Raw genomic sequence first — 14,921 nt, 5'->3', positions numbered from 1 at the left:
AGAAGTCAGGGTAAAAAATCTTCCGATTCTGATTCCCTGACTCCCGACTTCTCTTGTAAAGGAGAAAACCATGAAAAGTGTCTATATCCCCTGGGGGGCCTGGTATGCGAATACCCAATTCGAATTAACCTTTCCCGATACCTGGGATGTTCAGGTTGCAGCCATGAGGGATGCGCCGGATATCAGTGATGAAGCCATTAGGCAGGCTTTTGAGTCGCCCCTCGGGACTCCAACCATTCGGGAGCTGGCCAGAGGAAAAAAAAGAGTGGTTATCACGGCCGATGATTTGACCCGTCCTACCCAGGCCTATCGGTTCATTCCTTTTATCCTTCGGCAACTGGAGGAAGGTGGGGTTCATCGATCCCAAATTACCTTTGTCATGTCCTTTGGAGCTCATCGACCCATGACCCGAGAAGATCTCATCAAGAAGCTGGGGCGAGAAATCGTGGATAACTTTCCGGTATACAACCATCATCCCTATGAGAACCTGGTAAATTTGGGAAAAACCAGTCGAGGGACTCCTCTCTTCATCAACCGGACTTTCTATGAAGCCGATCTTAAAGTTTGTAACAGCTTCATAACCCCTCATCCCATTGCCGGATTCGGTGGAGGAGCTAAGGCGGTGTTACCAGGTGTTGCGGGCATAGAAACGCTTCAGGCCAATCATACTCCGGCCCTTATTGGGAAAATAGGTGGGATCGGATTTATCGAAGGAAATGAACATCGGGCCGATCTGGAAGAAGCAGCCCGAATTGTCGGGCTGGATGTAAGCATCAATGCAGTTGGAAATTCCCATGGAGGGACTTCGGGAGTTTTTGTTGGAGATCTGGTAGCCTCCCATCGTGCTGCGGTTTCCCTGGCCCGACAGGTCTATGCGACCAGGGTTCCAGAAGGTCCCATTGATATAGGGATTTTTAATGCCTATCCGAAAGACACGGAATTTATTCAGGCCAGCAATGCCTTCAATATTTGGGATAATCGCAGTGAGGATTTAATTCGACCCGGAGGGACCATTATACTGACCACGGCCAGTTCGGAAGGGCGTGGCTTTCACTCCCTGGGAGATACCAATATGCGGTTAAATATCCGCACCCATGACCGGGGTCCGGCCGGTAAAATGTTCGAGAACCGAAAGTTTATCGTCTTTTCCCCCCATGTATCCCCGGCAGATGTCTACGACCGCTACCCGGATACCACAATTTTTTGTAAAAAATGGACAGAAGTTATCGACGTCCTCAAAATGGAGTACGGCAAGGAGGCTCGTGTGGTTGTTTTCCCGTGTGGAACCCTCCAAATTAACGAGAAAACCCTGGCCCGAGTCAGGTAATTTTGGACCCGGGAGTTTGGAACCCGGGGACTTAGGGACCCGGGGAAATATCTCCGCGTCCCCGTGTCTCCGGGTCTCTGCCTCCCTTAGGGGGCCTGCGAGAATAGCCGCATGAATTCTTCCTGGCTCATGGGGGGAGTCAGGGCGGTTTTGAGATTTTCCTCTACATGGGCCCGCTGTTTCATGCCGACTAAAGCGGTTGTTACTCCAGGGGTAGAGCGAACAAACTGGATGGCCCGTTGGGCGTCGGTGAAAACGCCTGGAAAAAATCCATAAATGGTTGGGGGAAGATTGCGGGCTAATCGACTTTGGTAAATAGAAGCACTGGTCATAACGGTAATACCCAGCCGCTGTGCAGCCTCAAAGACGGACAGGACTTCTTCTCCAACAGCTTGATTCTGATGGGTAAAAGCTTCCGCCATGGCCAGATTATAAGGAAGCTGGATCACCTTAAAGTGATGGGTTTCCCCACCCACTTCCCTGGCCAGCTCAACCAGATCCTGTAGGGAGAGATAATCGGGGGCCTGGGGAGAAGTGCGATATCCATCCCAGGTTGCGGTACCATACCACTGGATTTTACCCCGGATAACATTTTCTTCCAAAACCTGGAAAGCTGCTTTCATGCGACGGTAAAACTCTTCCCGGGATACCTCACTTAACTGGGTTTCCGGGTTGTGGAGATAATAGATGTCCACACATCCCAGGCCTAAATTCTTAAGGCTACGATCTAATTGGTTCTGTATGTATCGCGGGGCTAAACAATGGCAATCTGCTACGATATCCTCAAAGGTGATGATGCCAGGCTTGACAAAGGTCTCCAGGATATAAGCGCGGGGATTTCGCGGAGGTTCTCCATCAAAAGGGATGAATCCGCCTTTGGTAGCGATCAGAACTTCTTCCCGTTTGAGACGTCCCTCTTTAAAAAGAAGGGATAAAGCCTGTCCTATGACCCGTTCACTCCGTTGACATCGATAATTAATGGCCGTATCAATGACGTTGCAGCCTAACTCAAGGGCTCGGATGATGGCATCTCGATAAAGAGTGTCGGTGGTAATATCATGGTGACCTAAGTATGTACCGAGCCCAATAGACGAAAGCCAGCAACCCTGATGCAGTCGAAAATGACCAGGTGCTAATTTCCCCGAAAAGCGTTTCTGATAGGTATCTGTACCTTCTGGAGTCGCATGCGAAGTATATACCATAATCGTATCCGATTCCTAAAATCTATGAGAAGCTAGACCCCAAGGCCTTCACAGACTTTAAGATCTCCTCTCCCATCCCCTATTATCCATAACCTCTACTCCCTTGTCAATGGTTAAGTAGGAATGGCTAACAAACTCTGTGGGTGGCAAAAGCTTGACTTGGATCCGGTTTCGTGTATAAAGTAAATACGCGACAAACAATTTCCCAAACTACTTCCCGAGATAAACCGTTTTAATTACGAAAGGAGGGAGTCATGGCCCTTTCACCAGAACTCATAGAAGAAGCTGTCAATCAGGTAGCCCAGAGTTATGAAGTTAAAAAACCGGTCGAAACATTTTCTGGACTCTTAGGAAACATGAGCCAGCACGATGCCTATCGGGTTCAGTATGGTTGGATTCGAAGACTCATAACCCGGGGACAAAAAGTTATTGGCCGTAAAATAGCTTTAACTAATAAAGCGACCCGAATCCAGTTCGGGATCGATGAGCCCATTTTTGGGCATCTGATGAGTCCCGGTATTTACCTGGATGGGAGTACCATTCCTTTAGATGCCTTTGTAAATCCTTTAGTTGAACCCGAAGTAGCTTTTTTATTAAAACAGGATTTAAAGGGCCCCGGCGTCAGTCCGCTGTCGGTTCTTCAAGCCACCGAGGGAGTTTTACCCGCCATGGAAATCGGGGATATTATCCTGCAAGGATCTCACTTCAAAGCAGTTGATTTGATAGGGTTCAATGCCCTTAATGCAGGAATCGTTTTAGGTCCTCAATTAACTCCGGTACAAAACCTGAATCTTCGCTTTGAAGGGGTAGTGTTGGAGGTCGATGGGGAGCTAGTGGCATCCGGGGCCGGAGCCGAAGTCATGGGAAATCCGGCTCATTCCGTAGCCTGGCTGGCCAACAAACTGGTTGAGTTTGATGACTATTTGAGGGCAGGGGAAATTATCATCTCAGGATCTATTACCAGCTATTTTAAAGTTAAGAAAGGAAATCATATTCGTATTACCTTTACCCGTTTGGGCTCCGTAAGTGCAAAGTTTATTTAGTAAATTTGCCCGTTAGCAGGGACATAATGGACGATAAACAAGGGGTGGAAAGGGGTTGAAGTGTGAAGGGGAAACAATGCTACATAAAAAGATACCTTTCAAAAGGAGCAGGAGACCCTCATCGGGATTGAAGGCCCTAAGGGAGAATCCCGGTAGAGACCTCCTGACGTTGGGTAATTTTTTAACCTGGAGTCCTTAATACCCCCTCCACCTGTTTATTAAAAATTGATAATTGCTTACGGAGACGGCTCCTCCACCCAAGGCTTTAAAAGCATTGATACGGCCATATCCGGTTTCGAAATCTTTTCCGAATGTCCCTATATCATCGGTAGAAGCCGCCAGGATGCGGCGGACCTGGCTACTGGAGAGAGAAGGATTTTTGGATAAAATCAAAGCGGCCACACCCGATACAAAGCCTGCGGACATGGAAGTGCCACTCAACCCCTGATAGCTATTTCCACGATAAGTACTGTAAATAGAAACCCCAGGAGCCATCACGAACAGGTAATCCCCATAATTAGAGAAGGAAGCGCGGCTGCCATTCACATCGGTCGCCCCTACGGCAATAACCCCAGGATAAGCCGCCGGGTAAACGGCCTGACTGGTAGATTCGTTACCGATGGCCGCGACAAGAACTACACTCCTGGAATTAGCATATCTGACCGCCTGTTCCAACGTCTTAGACGGATCGAATCCTCCCAGGCTCAGGTTAACGATTTGAGCTCCGTGGTTGACTGCGTAAACAAGCCCCTGGGCGATCCAGGCGTTGGTGGAGGCTCCAGAAGCATCTGCTACTTTAATGGCCATAACCCGACAGCTCCAGCATACCCCTGCGACCCCTTTGCCGTTATTACCCCGGGCGGCAATAATCCCTGCAATATGGGTTCCGTGCCCCTGATCATCCATGGGATCCGAATCCTCGTTGACCAAATCAGGACCCTTCACAATTCTCCCCTTTAAATCCTCGTGGTTATAGTCCACGCCGGTATCTAATAATCCAACCACAATACGGCTACTTCCGGTCTCGATATCCCAGGCTTCTACGGCATCGATTCCACTTTGGGATCTCTGAAGAGCATATTGCCTTGGAAAGAGGGGATCATTGGGAATGAAAGAGATGGTGTAGATATAATTAGGTTCTGCATATTCAACCTCTGCCAGCCTTTCGTAATCCCGGGCCACCTCCTCCGGATTCAGATCGCTTCGAAATCTAAGCCTGTAAATTCTCCATAACTCCAGCCCTCTGGGTGCATTACTCTGAATGCGAAAATCAGGAGCTTGGAAGAGCTTATCCATACTCCGAACGCTATATCTTCGATTTAAGCTCTCCAATCCAGAACCGGCACCCGGGGTCCCGGCCCGTAAGGAAGGTGATCCTTGGCGAAATCCCTGGATATTTGCATCTCGTCGTAACTTTATAATGATTTCACCTGGAACATATCGACCGGTTCCCCTGGATTGGATCCGACTCATGGGAACCGGAGCAGTTTGGGTAAATGGCGTGGGACTTCTCCAGATCGGTACTTCCGGTAGAAGAGGATTTCCTCGGACCGCAGGATTTCCTCGGACCGCAGGATTGATCGGCACTTGCTCTATTCGGGAGCTCAGGGCAGATTCCGTCCGTCTCCTGAGTTCCGGACGTGCCATTTGGGATAAACTTTGAAACGCCGTACTCGAAGGAACACGGGGTAGTTCGGCGCCTTCTAAAAAGCTAATATTCCAGATAAAGACCCCAACGAATAAATAAATGATGGGAATGAAAATGGTTTTAGTCTTCATGGTTTCCTCCTTTTTTATAAATAGGACACCTGAGAAACCAGAAAGTTTAGGGTTCAGGAGGAAAAATAATTGAAATCCGTCTTTCTTAAAACGTCCGATAGGGGCAGGTCGGACATCCTTTCATCTGGCAGAGTTCGGTATGGAGCTGGATGAGACCTTGATGGATTCGGGCATAACCCATCTCTTGCCTGAACGGTTCCGCAGAATCTTCTTGAAAGAGATTCTCGTCCATAAATCGGGTAACTTTGTTATAGGCCGGAGCCGGATAAGTCTGATAAAGTTGATGGATCCTTTCCTGGAGATGAGATCGGGACGTTTTTTCGGCATAGAAATACAGAATCGGAAGAAGAACATTAATCACCATTTCCCGAAGGGTATTACACCCGATGGCAAAGCGGATGGGAGGGGATATGCGGCCGCTAAAGCCATTATGACAGGTCCAGTATCCGGAAATGGGAACCCGAAGGCTTGCTTCCAGCTTTTTAACCGTCTCTACCCTCCAGGAGGAAGATTCCGGCGAATCTGTTAAGTGGGTTACGTAGGAGTGGATCCAGGAACTTGAGGGTAACTTTGCCAGTACAAAACTGAACCGGGCCAATCGACTGATGGGGGAATTAAGGGGACGTATTCTGAAGAATTGCCATTCTTCAGGCTGCATCTGAACTTCTGTCAGGCAGGGTTTTAACATTTCCCACAGGGAATATATCTCGTCAAGGTAGCTTTTCGTTTCTAAATCTAAGTTCTTCTGATCGGCTACTTTGAGGACAGGCGAAGAGAGGGAAGCCGGAAGCAGTCCTGCAGTCCCTAGAAGAACGGCCTGTAACCAGAGTACTTTACTTTCCATCCCACGCCGGGTTATAACATTCCGAAGAGATTCCAGGGGAAGAAGCTGTGCCAGTTTTAAGAAAGGTTTTTTATTGATGGGATATCCCAGGGCTTCCAGAAATCCTTCGTAAATAAGCTGATCCCAGCCGGAATCCGGGGAAGGTAAGGAGGTGGAAGAGCAGGGAAGGGTAGATCGTTCTTTTCTCCATTTTCTCTCTTCACCCTCCCGGTATCTTGCTTCAAAACGTCGTACTTTCTGCTGAAATCGCCGATCGGCCTTTTCTTGAAGGAGTTCCATCAACCTTTTCTTAGGAAGGATCTTAATTTCCTCCAGGCAAGCAGAGGGTATTTGTGGGGATCTGCTTCTCGGGGAGAGATAGGGTTTAAGGAGGCGTTGGAAATCTATGGGTTTCAAGAAGTGTTCAAGAACCAATGTAGGAACCGGTTGACCGTCTTGTCGGATAACGGGATTTTTTAAATCTTCCCACAATACTACATGGAGAATAACCTGGTTGTAATGGGGATCTTTATCGTGTCGGTGGGCATACCAGTCCGTAGTCCTCAAGTGAACTTCTACATCACCCGGCTGAAGTTGATTTCCTATGCGAAGGAGGGCCGATTTAAAATCGGGACCGGTATCAAAGTTCCATTTTCCACGACGAATAACTTCGATCTTTCTTCCATCTGTAGCGGTAAGGTTAATGGTTTTTAGATTCTGGGAATACCAGAGTTGGAGAAACCGGCGCTCCGTCAAATTTGCCAGGATTTCGGAATTCAAAGCTTTTAAATTCTCACCTTAATTTTAAGTTTTAAATTTAGAAAGACTCCGGGAGAGTTTTCGGTTTAGTCGGTAATGTAAACCAAAAGGTACTCCCCTGACCCAATTTGCTTTCCACACCTATTTTACCCCCATGGGCTTCGATGGCCAGTTTACAGAATGTCAAGCCCAATCCGGTCGAGTACTTCCGATTTTGTTCCCCCAGTTTGACCTGGCCGAATTTTTCGAAGATCTTTTCCTGATACTCTAAGGGAATCCCTGGCCCTGTATCTATGACCAGAACCTTAGCCTGGTCCTCTTTTTCTTCCACTCTAACCCATACCTTTCCTTCCCTTGGAGTGTGAATAATAGCATTTCCCACTAAATTCATAATAACCCGACTTATTATATTGGCATCACAAAAAAGTAATACAGGTTCCGGTGGCACTTCCAGATGGACCTGGTATTGATGCGCCAGATAACCCAGGGTTTCTATCGCTTTCTTGGCTATATTTCTCAAATCGCACGGGCTCAAATTGAGAGGCATCTCTCCTACTTCTAGCCGACTCACATCCAGGACTGAGCTGATCATTTCCATCAAGGTTGTGATACTACTCAGCACACGTTCTAAATATTGATTTTCTACGTCATCTAATTTTTTTCTGGCCGATCTCTGGAGCATTTCCAGGAAAAGTTTTATGCCTGTGAGGGGGGATCTTAAATCGTGTACGATCATGTGGGTCAAATTGTCCCGTAGGGCCTCTAATTCCTGGAATTGGTGGTAATTTTCTTGTAGACGGTCAAAAAGCTGTTTGGTATACACTGCATTGCGCACCCGGAGGTTGACGTCCTGGGTATCGATGGGTTTGGTAAGAAAATCATTGGCTCCTGCTTCTATTCCTGTTAATCGATCTTGACGATCGGTTAAAGAGGTTATGAGAAGAACGGGAATCGGAGCTGTTTGAGGATTTCTTTTCAGCCGACGACAAACTTCAAACCCATCGAGTTTAGGAAGCATGACATCCAGGAGGACCACATCTATGGAACCCTCCATGACCTTTTGTAAAGCCTGCTCCCCATCTTCTGCCTCGCTGACTTTATGCCCCTGGGCTTCAAGCAAGTCTCTGAGGAGGATGCGATTGTTTTCTTCGTCGTCCACCACCAGCACATGACCGGTTGGATACATGGGTGTACCTGAAGTAGTGCTATTCACAGTTTTCCTCCCGAGTCGGTTATTTTCCATTTTCCAGAGTAAAAAGTAAGCATGATGAATTTCAGATGGGTATTCTCATAGGGTACCTCTAAACCCTACAGAGGAAGACTCCAGGATAAGACTTAAGCTATTAAGCCCAGAACAAAAACCTTTTTACTCCCTGTTCTTTCATCCTGCAAGCCGTTCTTTTCACACGCTTTCAACTGATTCAATAAAATCGGCTATCATTTTCGGAAGTGTCCGGGTATTTATCGGCTTACTGATATACCCGGTACAACCTGCTGCCAGTATTTTCTCCCTATCTCCTTTCATAGCATGGGCGGTCAGGGCAACGACGGGAATATTCCTGGTGGTAGGATCCTGTTTTAGAATCCGGGTCGCTGCAAGCCCATCCATCCCCGGTAAACTGATATCTATTAAAATCAAGGCCGGTTTCTCGGTCTTGGCCAAAGCAATCCCTATCTCTGCATCTTCTGCCTGTAATACCCCATAACCTGCCACAGTTAAAATATCTGTAACCAATTCCATATTGATGGGATTGTCTTCAATGATTAACACTTTCTTACCAGACATGGATTTACCTTTGGTTCAAGCAAGTTCTTATCTTATCCAATTCTTGAAGCAAATCCTCCCTGCTGGATTTCGAAACGATTCCCTGTGCGCTCATGTTTAGCTGTTTGCGTTCTTCTTGGGTTAACTCTTTTGCAGTAAATATCACTATGGAAATCTCTCGAGTCTCCTCGTCTTTCTGTAGCTCTTTGACCACGTCAAATCCGTTCATTTCAGGCATTATCAAATCAACAATGATAATGTCAGGACGTTTTTCTCGGGCCAAACGAATCCCTTCTCGACCTGTATAAGCCTGCAGAGCCCTGTATCCTTGAGTTTGTGCGATGTCTGTCAATAGCTCGACCGTCTGAGGTTCATCATCGATGATGAGTACGGTGGTGACTTTCGTTCCCCTTGCTATTCTAGCTTTATTCAACACCTCGATAAATCGATCTCGGTTAACCGGTTTAACGAACCATTCCATAATTCCCAAACTGAAACCCAATTGTCGATCTTCGGTGATGGAGACGACTATTACAGGAATATCTCGGGTGTCGGGTAGAGATTTCAGTTCTGCGAGCACTTCTAGCCCATGCTTATCGGGGAGAAGGATGTCTAAGGTAATTGCAGCGGGTTTGAGTTTCCTTGCCAAATCAAGGGCCTGTTCGCCGTTGAATGCCGTAGCTACGGCGTACCCTGCCTCGGTCAGGTACTTGCGTAGCAGTTCGCTTGTGGATAGATCATCCTCTATGACTAAAACCAGGGGATATGAGTCGGATTTTAGAGGATCAGATTTGGGATAGATGAAAGCCGGTTCAGGAATAATAAGCCGGGATTTATCCGTTTTTTTGGGAACCTGCGGGAGGGTAAAGCTAAAGGTGCTCCCTTTGCCCTCGCCTTCACTTTCCACCCAGATCTGGCCTCCATGTAATTCGACCAGTTTTCGGGTTAGTGCCAGTCCTAACCCGGTGCCCTGCTGTTTGCGAGCATAGGAGGAATCCACCTGCTCAAACTCCCTAAAGATTCGTTCCTGATCCTCGGGTTTGATGCCAATACCGGTGTCAGAAACAGAAACCTTGATGAACCGGGTAGGGAAGGAAATCAAGGATTCCCTTTCTCCAACCTGTATTTCTTCTCCTGCTTCTAGCGAAGCGATTACCTTTACATGACCTCCTTCCGGAGTGAATTTAATGGCATTGCTGAGCAGATTATAGAGAATCTGCTTGAACTTTGCTTCATCCACCGTAACGGTCAGGGGGCTTTGCTCGACCTGGACGGTAAGGGTGATCCCTTTTTTATTAGCAAGGGTTTTGACAATGGTTTGTACATGATGGAGTACAGTCTCCACATCGACTTGAGTTAACTCCAGTTGGATGCGTCCGGCTTCAATTTTGGATAAATCTAGGATATCATTGATCAATTGAAGCAGGTGGCGACCACTGCTGAGGATGTTGTTGACATACTTAATTTGTTTATCGTTGAGCGGACCGAAAATTTGGTCTACGAGAATCTCTGAAAATCCAATGATAGCGTTAAGGGGAGTCCGTAGTTCGTGGCTCATATTGGCAAGAAATTGACTTTTAGCCCGGTTCGCAGCTTCAGCAGCTTCTTTGGCCATACGCCATTCTTCTTCGACCTGTTTACGTTTGGTGATATCACTGAAAACAGCCACACCGCCCCGTAAAATACCTTTTTCATCCTTTAAGGGTCGTGCCGTTACATTCAACCAAAGACCTTCTGGTCTTTGGGGGTGGCGCACAAATACCTCTATGGCATCCACCGCTTCACCTCGGATAGCCCGAGTCAGGGGTAAACTCTCAGGGGGGTAAGGTGTCAATGTATCGGGTAGATAGAGACCGTACTGGGTTGTCCATTGGTCAGGGGTTATATTTATTTGACCTATTCCCAGGATTTTTTCTGCTGCCGGGTTGAAAAACAGAAACTGACCTTTTTCATCGGCTACAATGACCCCATCCCCCATGCTTTCCAGGATGGATTGCAGGATTCTGGTTTGATTCCGCAGGGCTTCTTCCGAAAAAGCCAACTCGGTGGCACGCTCGGCCAGAGCCTCTTCCGCCTGTATACGTTCCCTCAACTCTTGCTGGGCTGAAGCATACAGTCGAGCATTATCCAATGCGATGACCGCCAGTTGGGCAAAACGGGTTAACAGGACTACTTCATCGTCTCCAAAAGTCCGATCCCCCTCAAGGTGGGCCAGACCCAGCACCCCCATCACCTGTGAACCAGACTTAAGGGGCACTCCCACGGCTGCCCGAATAATATCTAGATGGGGATCTGGAAAGCGGTCTGACCAGTTGAAATAATTATCTACAACCAGAGGTTGTCCTGTTTGCCAGATCCTTCCGGCCAAGGCTTGACCGGGCTTCAATCGAAGACCCTGAAACTGTGCAAAGTTCCCGGTCCCCATTTGTAAAATTATTTCATCTTTTTCCGAATCAACCAGATAAATAAATCCATGGGGTGTTCTTAATAGATCCCCGGCCCGTTTAACGATAAATTCAAGTAAATTGGATAACTCCAGACGATTCATCAAGGCAACCGTTGTCTCATGGAGAGCCGTTAGATAGGTATTCTGCTGATATAACTTTTCCTCCACGTGCTTGCGCCGGGTGATGTCTCGCTGGGTGATAAAACCGGCTAAAGTGACGATCAGAAAGGCCAGGAAACTTCCCAAAGTCACAGCGGAAATTGTATTTCTGGCATCGGTCTTCATTTCCTGATCCCGCTTTTTCAACAGGGACTTCTCTTCCTTCTCTATTTCGCTGATGATCTTCTGGATATCAGCCGTGATCTTCTCTCCCTCATGGGCATAAACCACCTGCTTTTCAATTTCCGACCCCTGCTTCTTTCGCAAGTCGATGGATTCCTGAAGCGAAGTAAGCTTTTTAGTAATCGTAAGGACCAGATCCTCAATTCTCTGTTGTTGGGTGGGATTATCGGCTGTTAATGCCAGAAGATATGTAATTTTTTGATTAACCCCTTTGACGGCCTGGTTATAAGATTCCAGATAATATTCTTCTCCGGTAATGATATAACTCTGTTGTTTAAGCCGGGCCTCTTTGATGGAGGAAAACAAACCTTCCAGATTTTCAAGAACTTCGTAAGTATGGGTCACCCAGTTAGCAGTTTCCATGAGTTTTACCATACTCCGATATGAGACTATTCCTATAAAAATAATCAACATCAGGGCTATACTAAATCCGCTACCTATTTTTGTTTCAATAGACCATTTCATTACAAACGGCATGAGCCAAAACCCAGAACAAAACAAAGAGGACGAAACCGTCTCTTTACCCAACAAAATAACTTCGCTCTGGTTGTCATGGGCAAAGACATTCTTAAAGTATCCGTCTCGAGGTGAGAAAATACTCCTCCTCAGCCCAGAATAGTATTAAAAGAATAGTATTAAATATGACTATATTTAAGGTTTACCAGGTCTTAAAATTAAATAGGATTACTGTTAAATTAAACCGGGACGATCCATTTTGTGAATGGGGTAAAGACCTGAAATAGGGGGGAGGAAAAGACCCCAGAGGGTAGCAGAAGACCTGAGAAGACTATTTACTTTTTATGATTCCCTTTGCAATGGCATAGCGGGTGAGACCTGCCACATCATGTATACTTAATTTATCCATGATCTGCTGGCGGTGTTTCTCAACGGTTTTAACACTGATGGAAAGCTCTCCGGCGATTTGTTTGTTAGATTGGCCTTCTGCAATGAGCTGGAGTACTTCCAACTCGCGAGGAGTAAGGATATTAACTTTCTTTTTAAAAATTTTTCTTTCACAGGTTTCTCGATACTGATCAACCAAAAGCCTGGAGATAGAAGGACTGAAAAAAGCGTGACCTTTTTTCACTTCTCGGATGGCCGTTAATAATTCATTGGCCGCAGTTTGTTTAACCAGGTACCCTGCAACACCCACCTGAACTGCCTGGTATACATATTCATCGTCCTGATACATGGAAAGAATGAGCACTTTGGTAGAAGCGTTGTGTTTTCTTATTTGTCGGGCTGCCTGAATTCCATTGAGTAAAGGCATCGCAATATCCATGACCACTACATCCGGTTGAAGCTTTTTGGTTAATTGTACGGCCTGTCTTCCGTTTTCTGCTTCTCCCACTACTTTCATATCACGCTCTGCTTCTAACAGGGCACGTAATCCCTGTCGAACTATGGTGTGGTCATCGGCCAGGATAATCGTGGTTTTTTGCATAGATAAGATCCAAAAGATTGCTTTTACTTACCCGTTTATCTTATCTTGAATCAAGAAGTTCCTCGCAAGGTCGTTCTATTTTTATCTATAATTTTTTAAGGATCCGGGGAGATACTATGGGTCCGGCGCTATTCTCGGGTTTTAGTCCGGCAACAAGAAGGTTTCATTCTGCCATAAAGGGACGTTATTAAATCTTAAAAAGGAATCTCCACCCGGATCGTGGTCCCTTTTCCGGGTTCCGATTCTACGGAAAACTCCCCATTCACGTATCGTACCCGTTCTTGCATACCCAGAAGCCCCAGTCTTTTCTCCTGCCTGGATAAGAACACCTGTTGGCCCATCCGGGCTGTTTTACCATCATCTTGGATGACTAGGCATATACGACCTTTAAGGTTCCTGATTCCAATATTTACCTTATGGGCCTGTGCATGCTTGGAGACGTTGGTTAAGCTTTCTTGAATAATACGATAAAGAACGGTTTTCCGCTCACTATCCAGTTTTTCCACAGCCGACGTAGTTCGAAGGTAAACCCGGATGCCTGTGCGTTCTGCAAAACTTTTCGTATAAGACCGAAGGGCCGGGATAAGTCCCAGATCATCCAATATGGCCGGACGCAGCTCACGGGAAAATCGATGGATACTTTCCATCATCTGGGCAACTAAATTTTGGGTGTCCGTGATTCTTTTATGGAGATTTTTTTTATACGGTTCTATTTCTTTTTTCATCATCTCCAGATTCATATTGATGGCAGTCAAGGCCTGTCCGATTTCATCATGAAGCTCGCGGCTGATTCGTTTTCGTTCCTCTTCTTGTAATCGCAAAACCTCTTTAGACAAACTCCGTAAAGTTTCTTGCATTTCACAGGCCTGGTTAAGTAATATCCGGTAATGTTCTTCACTTTCTCGCAAGGCCTCTTCTATCCGTTTGCGCTCAGCCAATTCCTGTTGAACGGAGGTATACAATCGGGCATTATCCAGGGCGATAGAGGCCAGTTCAGCGAACCGACTCAATATCATGATTTCATCCTCTCCAAAGGTTAAGCCTTCTTCCAGGTGGTTGAGGGTAAGGACCCCTACGACTTGTGAACCGGATTTGAGGGGCACGGTGACTACGGCATGGAAGATATCAAACCGAGGGTCAGGCAAACGATGAGGCCAGGTACGATAATCCTTTACAGTTAGGGGTTGACCGGTCTGCCAGACTCTTCCGGCCATACCTTCCTCCAGCTTTATACGGTATCCGATAAATTCACTGTTTACTCCCACGGCCACCTTCACTACCATTTCGGTTCCCTCAACCAAAAGCATATATCCATGTTGGGTCCCCACAAGGGCTCCGGCTCGGGTAACAATGGCCTGGAGTAAATCGGTCAAATCCAGCCGGTTTATCAATTCTATTGCAGTTTCATGCAAGGCTTCTAAGTAGGCATTCCACTGGCGCAGTTTCTCTTCAGTCCTCTTCTGTTCGGTGATATCCCGTCCTACCGATTGAAATTCGACCAGACAACCCTGATCATCAAAGATCGCTCGATCTACCCATTGTTGCCAGCGGATTTCCCCATGGGGTAACAGAACCCGATGCTCAATCACACCCACCGGATTTTCTGGATTGAGGGACTTAAAGTGTTTTTGGAATTTTTCGTAATCTTCCCAGGGGATTAAGGGCATAAAGCTACGTCCGATTAACTCTTCCCGTTTTTTGCCGAAATAACGGCAATAGGCTTCATTGACAAAGGTCAGGGTTCCATCCGGAAACCAACGACAAACAAGCTCCGTTTGCTCTTCAACAATAGCCCGATAGTGGGCTTCACTTTCGTACAGTACCCTTTCGATTTGTTCTTGCAGAACAGGGTGGGTTTTTGAAAACCCTCTGGAGGGTTTAAGGGAGTGGTCCTTTGTTTTATTTTTATCTTCCGTGGACATAAAGAATCCGATAAACTTTGCAGGCTATAAAATTGTTTTGAGGAGGCCACAAGGATCGCCCCTGCCGAC

10 protein-coding genes are annotated in these 14,921 nt (G+C 46.7%); 2 read left to right on the top strand and 8 right to left on the bottom strand.

The genetic code is table 11. The annotated features are described in order from the left end of the window. Positions 1–70 precede the first annotated feature (70 nt). A complete protein-coding gene (larA, locus tag VNM22_07945; protein ID HWP47082.1) occupies positions 71–1,327 on the top strand; it encodes a nickel-dependent lactate racemase in 1,257 nt (418 codons plus the stop codon). An 86-nt stretch (positions 1,328–1,413) separates the two neighbouring features. On the opposite strand, the gene VNM22_07940 is transcribed toward larA, so the two are convergent. Then, the gene (locus VNM22_07940) at positions 1,414–2,529 is read right to left on the bottom strand and encodes an aldo/keto reductase (protein HWP47081.1); all 1,116 of its coding nucleotides are present in this window, start codon (positions 2,527–2,529) and stop codon (positions 1,414–1,416) included. A 254-nt stretch (positions 2,530–2,783) separates the two neighbouring features. Here VNM22_07940 and VNM22_07935 point away from each other — a divergent pair, with 254 nt between their 5' ends. Beyond that, the gene (locus VNM22_07935) at positions 2,784–3,572 is read left to right on the top strand and encodes a fumarylacetoacetate hydrolase family protein (protein ID HWP47080.1); all 789 of its coding nucleotides are present in this window, start codon (positions 2,784–2,786) and stop codon (positions 3,570–3,572) included. 195 nt (positions 3,573–3,767) lie between these two features. Here the strand turns inward: VNM22_07935 and VNM22_07930 are convergent, their stop codons facing one another. The 7 genes from VNM22_07930 to VNM22_07900 form a co-directional block, all read right to left on the bottom strand. Beyond that, positions 3,768–5,351 carry a S8 family peptidase gene (locus VNM22_07930; protein HWP47079.1) on the bottom strand — a complete coding sequence of 528 codons (1,584 nt, stop codon included), beginning with the start codon at positions 5,349–5,351 and terminating at the stop codon, positions 3,768–3,770. An 85-nt stretch (positions 5,352–5,436) separates the two neighbouring features. Then, positions 5,437–6,954 carry a DUF2851 family protein gene (locus VNM22_07925; GenBank protein HWP47078.1) on the bottom strand — a complete coding sequence of 506 codons (1,518 nt, stop codon included), beginning with the start codon at positions 6,952–6,954 and terminating at the stop codon, positions 5,437–5,439. A 37-nt stretch (positions 6,955–6,991) separates the two neighbouring features. Further along, on the bottom strand, positions 6,992–8,146 hold the full coding sequence (locus VNM22_07920) for a hybrid sensor histidine kinase/response regulator (protein HWP47077.1): 1,155 nt from the start codon (positions 8,144–8,146) through the stop codon (positions 6,992–6,994). A 189-nt stretch (positions 8,147–8,335) separates the two neighbouring features. Then, a complete protein-coding gene (locus tag VNM22_07915; GenBank protein HWP47076.1) occupies positions 8,336–8,719 on the bottom strand; it encodes a response regulator in 384 nt (127 codons plus the stop codon). 4 nt (positions 8,720–8,723) lie between these two features. Further along, positions 8,724–11,963 (bottom strand): response regulator, encoded by a 3,240-nt coding sequence (locus tag VNM22_07910; GenBank protein HWP47075.1) that lies wholly within the window; start codon positions 11,961–11,963, stop codon positions 8,724–8,726. A gap of 310 nt (positions 11,964–12,273) precedes the next feature. Further along, a complete protein-coding gene (locus tag VNM22_07905) occupies positions 12,274–12,930 on the bottom strand; it encodes a response regulator transcription factor (GenBank protein HWP47074.1) in 657 nt (218 codons plus the stop codon). A 194-nt stretch (positions 12,931–13,124) separates the two neighbouring features. Beyond that, on the bottom strand, positions 13,125–14,852 hold the full coding sequence (locus VNM22_07900) for a PAS domain S-box protein (GenBank protein HWP47073.1): 1,728 nt from the start codon (positions 14,850–14,852) through the stop codon (positions 13,125–13,127). Positions 14,853–14,921 lie beyond the last annotated feature (69 nt).

The sequence above is a fragment of the Candidatus Limnocylindrales bacterium genome, from assembly GCA_035559535.1.
Taxonomy (GTDB): Bacteria; Moduliflexota; Moduliflexia; order Moduliflexales; family JAUQPW01; genus JAUQPW01.
The sequence above is the reverse complement of the archived record's forward strand: the minus strand, read 5'-3'. Positions and strand labels throughout refer to the sequence as shown.

Coding starts and splice junctions, on each gene's coding strand:
- VNM22_07905 (HWP47074.1), bottom strand. CDS start 12,930: ATGCAAAAAACCACGATTATCCTGGCCGATGACCACACCATAGTTCGA.
- VNM22_07935 (HWP47080.1), top strand. CDS start 2,784: ATGGCCCTTTCACCAGAACTCATAGAAGAAGCTGTCAATCAGGTAGCC.
- VNM22_07910 (HWP47075.1), bottom strand. CDS start 11,963: ATGCCGTTTGTAATGAAATGGTCTATTGAAACAAAAATAGGTAGCGGA.
- VNM22_07940 (HWP47081.1), bottom strand. CDS start 2,529: ATGGTATATACTTCGCATGCGACTCCAGAAGGTACAGATACCTATCAG.
- VNM22_07930 (HWP47079.1), bottom strand. CDS start 5,351: ATGAAGACTAAAACCATTTTCATTCCCATCATTTATTTATTCGTTGGG.
- VNM22_07915 (HWP47076.1), bottom strand. CDS start 8,719: ATGTCTGGTAAGAAAGTGTTAATCATTGAAGACAATCCCATCAATATG.
- larA (HWP47082.1), top strand. CDS start 71: ATGAAAAGTGTCTATATCCCCTGGGGGGCCTGGTATGCGAATACCCAA.
- VNM22_07900 (HWP47073.1), bottom strand. CDS start 14,852: ATGTCCACGGAAGATAAAAATAAAACAAAGGACCACTCCCTTAAACCC.